This is a genomic window from Stenotrophomonas sp. AS1 (assembly GCF_048957655.1).
GTDB classification, from domain to species: Bacteria; Pseudomonadota; Gammaproteobacteria; order Xanthomonadales; family Xanthomonadaceae; genus Stenotrophomonas; species Stenotrophomonas bentonitica_A.
Genome location: NZ_JARVXM010000013.1, coordinates 1 through 6,500, shown reverse-complemented (window position 1 = coordinate 6,500; position 6,500 = coordinate 1). Strand labels below are relative to the sequence as shown.

The window sequence follows — 6,500 nt, the reverse complement described above, 5'->3', positions numbered from 1 at the left end:
AATAGCGGACTAAGTGCACGCTCAGACGTCATCTTCGCCCCTTTGACCCATAGGCTGGGCCGCTGGATGCTGCTACATGCAGCGTTGCGAGTAAAAGCACATTGGGGCCGCCGTTGCGGAACCATCAGTTCTTTCTGCCCCCCTCTTCTAACGCTTGCAGGGCCTTATCCACGCTGAGCGACCCGGACACCTGGCTGGGCGGATAGTCCTTGAAGGTGGCTAGAAACGCACCGACGACGCCCGTGGCGGGCATCATTACCCACAGTTTTTCGCCCCACCACTGGCCGTAGGACGTGGACTCGGTCTGGTAGCGCTCCCACGGATCAACCCGCAGGTTAGTTACCAGTGGCACGTTGGTTGAATCTTCCTTGCCGCTGAACAGGTTGCCTACGATGGTCTTGAAGGTGATCTTCCACTGGTTGTAACGCACCGCCATCAGATCGGCGTTGTCGCTGAAGTAGAAGAATTCGCGACGCGGGCTCTGCGATACCGTTCCCTCAAAGAAGGGCTTGAAGTTGTAACCGTCAAGATGGTTCCTGAAGGTCGAAGTGCCTGCTTGGTAGCCCTTAAGCAATTTTTCCTTGAGTTCCGGCTCGCCAGCGGCCGCTACCAGCGTCGGCATCCAGTCTTCGGCAGACATGATCTCGTTGATGATGACCCCGGGTGGGATCACACCGGGCCAGCGGGCCAGCATCGGCACCCGGAAGCCGCCTTCGTACACAGTGCCCTTTTCGCCCCGAAACGGATGATTGCCTCCGTCGGGCCAGCTGAAGATCTCGGCACCGTTGTCGCTGGTGAACAGCACCACCGTGTTGTCGGCCACGCCTAGCGCGTCCAGTTTGGCCAGTAATTCCCCCACGATCCAGTCAAGTTCGGCCATTGCATCTGCAAACAGGCCGAACCCGGTCTTCCCGGCCCATTCTTTGGACAGATGCGTCCAGGAATGGCACCGCGTGGAGTTATGCCAGAGGAAGAACGGCTGGCCCGCGCTGACCGAGCGCTCGATGAATTCGCAGGACCGCTTGACCAGGTCGGCGTCGATATCCTCCATGCTCACCTGGGCAGCCTCATCCATGCCTGGATGTGGTGGCAACGGTCCTGCATCGCTGATCTTCTGCCTGCCGACTCGCCCCCAGCGTGGATCTTCGGTGGCGTCGTCCTCGTCGGTCGCTACGCTGTGGATGATGTTGCGGGGCCCGAACTTCTCGCGGAAGCTGGCGTCCTTCGGATACTCCGGATCGTACGGCTCCTCCATCGCGTTGAGGTGATAGAGAATTCCGTGGAACTCATCAAAACCGTGCACCGTGGGCAGGTATTCATTGCGATCGCCGAGATGATTCTTGCCGATCTGCGCCGTCGCATAGCCCAACGGCTTGAGGATCTCCGCAATGGTCGGATCGGAAGGCTGCAGTCCCTGCTTGGCGGCAGGCAGGCCCACTTTGAGCAGGCCGGTGCGAAAGGGTGTCTGCCCGGTGATGAAGGCCGCGCGTCCGGCTGTGCAGGACTGTTGCCCGTAGTAATCAGTGAACAGCGCACCCTCGCTGGCCAATCTGTCGATGTTCGGCGTGTTCCCGCCCATCATGCCTCGATGGTAGGCGCTGACGTTCCAGATGCCGACATCATCGGCCATGATCATGACGATGTTGGGCTTTTTGGTGGTATCCATCGAGCAGCTCCGTTGACCAGGCAAAACGCCGGCCACTGGATGGATTCTGGACGCTGCCAGCGCTCACTGCCGCCGAATTAGTACGTGGCGTGACTCGGTAATACTACTGAGACCAGTGAATCCGTACCGACACCCGGCCTTTCAGGCGAGCCAAGATTGGCATCCAGGTTGTGCCATAGCGCCTGGGACGGCGATTGCCCGACCGCTTCCCGGGACGACGAGCGTCTGACCTGCGCCGCGCTTCGCGGGGCGCGCTCTAGCCTTAAGCGTTGCCGTATTCACGCAACGCATGACCACGACATGGGTGAGCAAGATTCAGCATATTTACTGAGAGTATCCCCATCGAAAACCCCGGAAGATACGCTTGCCTCGGCTGTCACTTCGATCACAGCCGGGTCCCTCGGCGGCAGAAGGAAATCGTCATGCGCATTCGGCCTAAACCTAGCGCCGCGGCAGTCCAACCGCTGCCGCGCCCCCGCTGTCTGGCGCTTTTCGTTTCGCTCGCCTTAGCCTGGCAAGTCAATGCACAAACCTGCCCCAACCCCGCGGTGGCAAGCGGGGTGGAGTGCACAGTGCCGCCGGGCACCACGATGAACATTGCTGCCAACTCGACGGGACTTTCCGCGTCGAATATTGGGCGCATCATAGGCGACGGCGTCGCACTCAACCTCGCCGGCACCAGTGCCACCGCAGTATTGGCGCAGTCGGGCGGAACCAGCAGTGTAAATGACAGCGTCATCATGACCACCTCCACCGCCGGCAACGCCACTGGTCAGATGGGTCTGCGTGCCACCGGCGCCGGCAGTCGCATCACCGGCAGCGGCACCACAATCACGATGGCGCCCGGCGGCAACGCGGCGCCGGCCAACCTGAAAGGCGTCAGCGCGGAGGCAGGTGGATCGATCAACCTGACCAACGCGCAGATCCAGCTGCGTGGCGGCACGAACGCGACCAACAACTATGGCGCGCAAGCGATCGGCGGCGGGAGCTCGCTGACGCTGACCGGCGGCAGTGTGGATGCTTCCTCGCGCGGCGCGTTCGGCGTCGCCGCATTGGAGGGCGGTTTGGTCGGCCTCGATGGCACGCAAATCACTTCGACGGGCGCCCAGAATCTGACGACGCTCGATTACGCTCACGCCATCGTGGCGCGCGGGGCCAGTAGCCGGGCCACCGGCACAAACGTGACAGCGACCGCGCTGAGCAACTTCGGCAACGGCCTGCGCGTCGACGACGGGGCAAGCGCAGAGTTTTCCTCAAGCACGCTCAGGAGCAACGGGGCGGGCAATATCGGCGCGCCTGCGGCCGCGGTGCGGGTTACCGGCGGCGGTTCGTTGGCGCTCAACGGCAGCAGTTCTATCTTTGCCGCCGGATTGAACGGCTCGCCCGGCCTCGTGGTCGACGGCACCGGCTCGGTGGCCCGCCTCGAGAACTCGTCGGTGACCGTCAGTGGCCTGCGATCAGTCGCAGTGTATGTCCAGGCCGGAGCGTCGGCCTCGCTTGTCGATACGGATGTGGCCGCGTCCTACATCAATGCCACTGGCTCGCAGCAGGCCGCGGTCCAGGCCGAAGGCCCAGGCTCGATCATCGATATCGAGCGGGGGACGATCTCCACGACGAACCCTACCTCGGCCGGCGTGCGCTCGTTCGACGGCGCCACGGTCACTCTGGACGGGACGAGCCTTGCCATGCTGGGCAAAGATGCCGCCGGCATCGAAGCTGGCCTGGCCACCGTTGTCGCCAGCAATTTCACCATCGTCACCCGGGGCGCCGACAACGCGATGGGCGCGCTGGCGGACCTGGGCGGCCTCGTCAACCTGACCGGGGGCTCCATCACCACGTATGGCAACCAAGTGCGGCAGGCTTCGTTCGCGCATGCGCTGGGTGCGCGCAACCCCGGCGGCACATTGAATGCCCAAGGCACGACCGCGCAAACCTTCGGCACCTATGCGATGGGCGTATGGGCTGATGATGGGGGCACCGCGACGGTCAACGATGTAGTGGTCACCACGGAGGGCAACGGCGCCATTGGCGTGTTCGCCGTCACCGAGCAGACCGGCGCGCAGTTTCCTGCCACGGTGGTCTACAACCGCGGCAGCGTGGTCACTTCCGGCGCGCTCGCCCACGGCGCGTCTGCCCAGGCGCGCAACGACATCTCCACCGAGCTGGCGAAGATCACCCTCACCGGTACGCCGATCACCACCTCCGGCAACGACGCGGTTGGCCTGCGTGCGGTGCTGGCGAATTACGGAACGGCCCCGGCTACGGGACGAGGCGAGGCGCAGCTCTACGCCAACAGCCTGACCATCACCACTTCCGGCCCCGGTGCGCACGGCGCGCTGTCACGTGACAACCCGACGCTGGTGCAGATGGACAACGTGGTGCTGAGGCCCAGCGGCGCGGCTGCACACGGCGCGGTCTCAGTGATCGGTGGCCGCATCGTCGGCCAGGCCACTACAGTGGCGCCCACCGGGACCGATGCGATGGCGCTGTTCTTGGTTGGCACACCTACGGCCGTTTCGGAGGCCTACTTCAGTGCCAGCGAGTTGACCAATACCAGCGGCCCTACCGTGGGTGTCGCTGGCAACGGCAGGATCGGGTTGACCAACACCACCGTGACCGGCGCCGATCAGTGGCTGCGGGTCGGCGAACTGAGCAATTTCCCGGTGCTGGCGGTCAGCGATCCAGGTGTCCGTGGCCCGGCCGATTTCCCGGACGACGACGGCAACCTGCCCATGGACCCGCCGCCGCTTCCGCCCGGCGCCCCCGTGCCCCCCCATCCCGGCGCAGCTGACATCACCGCTACGGGCAGCACGCTGACCGGCTCCGCGTTCACCGCCGATGGCAGCGTGTCGAACCTTACCCTGGTCGAAACGCTGTGGAGGATGACCGGCAGCTCCAACCTCACCACGCTGGTGAATGACCCCAGCCGGATCGAATTCGCGCCCCCCGTCGGCGATCCTTCGCTCGCTTCCAGCTATAAGACCCTTACCGTCTCGAACTACAGCGGCGACGGGTCGCTCGCGCTCAACACTTGGCTGGCGAGCGACGGTGCGCCGTCCGACCAGTTGATCGTGGTCAACGGAAGCAGTAGCGGCCCCGGCTTCATCGAAGTCAGCAACACCGGCGGCCGGGGCGACCTCACCGTCGCGGATGGCATTCGCGTGGTGCAGACGATCAACTCCACCTCCACCGCCAACAACTTCGCGTTGGCCACGCCGGTGGTGGCCGGGCCGTATGAGTATTTCCTCTACCGTGGCGGCGCCGCCTCCGCCTCCACTGCCGATGTCGAGAACAGTTGGTACCTGCGTTCGGTGATCGACTGCTCGGTGCCGGGCGGACCTTCACCGCCATGTCCACCACCACCACCACCACCACCGCCGCCTCCGCCTCCGCCGCCGGATCCGCCTCCGCCACCGCCTCCGCCACCGCCTCCGCCTCCGCCACCGCCTCCGCCTCCGCCGCCGCCGGATCCGCCACCGCCACCGCCGCCGATCCCCGCTATCCGGCAGGAGGTCTCGTTGATCGCGGCCGTGCCGGCGATGGCGCAGATCTACGGGCGCACACTCATCGACACGCTGCATGAGCGCGTTGGCGACGAGGAGTTGCTGCGCCAGCGCGACGATCTCGATCCCGACCGCCGTGGCGTCAACGGCGCCTGGATGCGCTATGTCGGCCACGATGGCGAGCACGACGGTGGGCGCTTGGGCGTCTACGGCCGTCGGGGGCCCGACTTCGACTATCGCTTCGAAGCCCTGCAGGTCGGACTCGACCTGTATCGCCACATCGATAGCGACGACGACAGCCGAAAGCACGCCGGCTTCTATCTCGCTTATGGCAAGGGTGAGGGCGAGGTGCGCCATAACTTCTTGGAGTACCGGTTCCACGCAGGCACCGACAAATTCAAGGCGGGCTCGATCGGCGGCTACTGGACCGCCTTCAACGACAAGGGCGCCTATCTGGATGCAGTTAGCCAGTACACCTGGTACGACCTGCGCGTGGAGTCACTGCGGACTGACGACAGCTTCATCGACGCCAAAGGCCTAGCCTTGTCGCTGGAGGGCGGCTGGCCCTTCATCCTCAACGATGGCGACGGCCGCTCAATCGAGGACGGACGCTGGCGGCTGGAACCGCAGGGCCAGGTCATCTGGCAACGCATCGACGTGGACGACCTCAACGACGGCATCGCACAAGTGCGCTTCACCGACGGCGATTCGTTGGTCGCACGCATCGGCGCGCGTCTCAACCGCAATGGCCAGCGCGAGAACAATAGCGGCCAACTTCGAGCCAGCAACGCCTGGCTGCGGGCAAATATTTGGCGCGAATTTCGCGGCGAACCGCGTGCGGATTTCGCCACCAACAGCGGGTACGTGCCGTTCGCGGTGGACCTCGGCGGAAGCTGGGCAGAGGTAGGCATAGGAGGCGCTTGGCAAGTCTCGCAGACCGGCTACCTCTTCGCCGACATTGACTATAGCTGGGGCTTCGACGGCGATGAAACCGCGTGGAACGGAAAACTGGGGATGCGGTGGAATTGGTGAAGCGCGCTCGCCCGCCATGCAATAGCCGGCATTCGCGGAAGTGCATTTTCGATACCTCCGGCGTCCATGCGCATGCATGAAAACCGAACTCCGGGTTGAGCAGCAGCGTGGTGCACTCTTCGCGGCGAGAGCGCGTGGCGTGGCGGAGCTAATGGAGGCTGGTTTCGCCACCGCCGATACCTCTCCACACCTCGCAAGTATTTGGGACAGTGAAGGGCCCTTCTGGAAGAATGAATCAGACACAGTGCCACCCCGATAACTGTCCCCAGTCGCCTTGGGGCACCCGCGTGTCCGCTTTC

2 protein-coding genes are annotated in these 6,500 nt (G+C 64.2%); one reads left to right on the top strand and one right to left on the bottom strand.

The genetic code is table 11. The features are described 5' to 3' along the window. Window positions 1–124: 124 nt before the first annotated feature. Window positions 125–1,666: an arylsulfatase gene (locus PV764_RS20150; protein WP_421117424.1), complete on the bottom strand. Its 1,542-nt coding sequence runs from the start codon at window positions 1,664–1,666 to the stop codon at window positions 125–127. Window positions 1,667–2,256: 590 nt separating this feature from the next. Here PV764_RS20150 and PV764_RS20145 point away from each other — a divergent pair. Continuing rightward, window positions 2,257–6,201, top strand: a complete 3,945-nt coding sequence (locus PV764_RS20145) for an autotransporter outer membrane beta-barrel domain-containing protein (RefSeq protein WP_421117423.1) — start codon at window positions 2,257–2,259, stop codon at window positions 6,199–6,201. Window positions 6,202–6,500: the final 299 nt, after the last annotated feature.

Coding starts and splice junctions, on each gene's coding strand:
- PV764_RS20150 (WP_421117424.1), bottom strand. CDS start 1,666: ATGGATACCACCAAAAAGCCCAACATCGTCATGATCATGGCCGATGAT.
- PV764_RS20145 (WP_421117423.1), top strand. CDS start 2,257: ATGAACATTGCTGCCAACTCGACGGGACTTTCCGCGTCGAATATTGGG.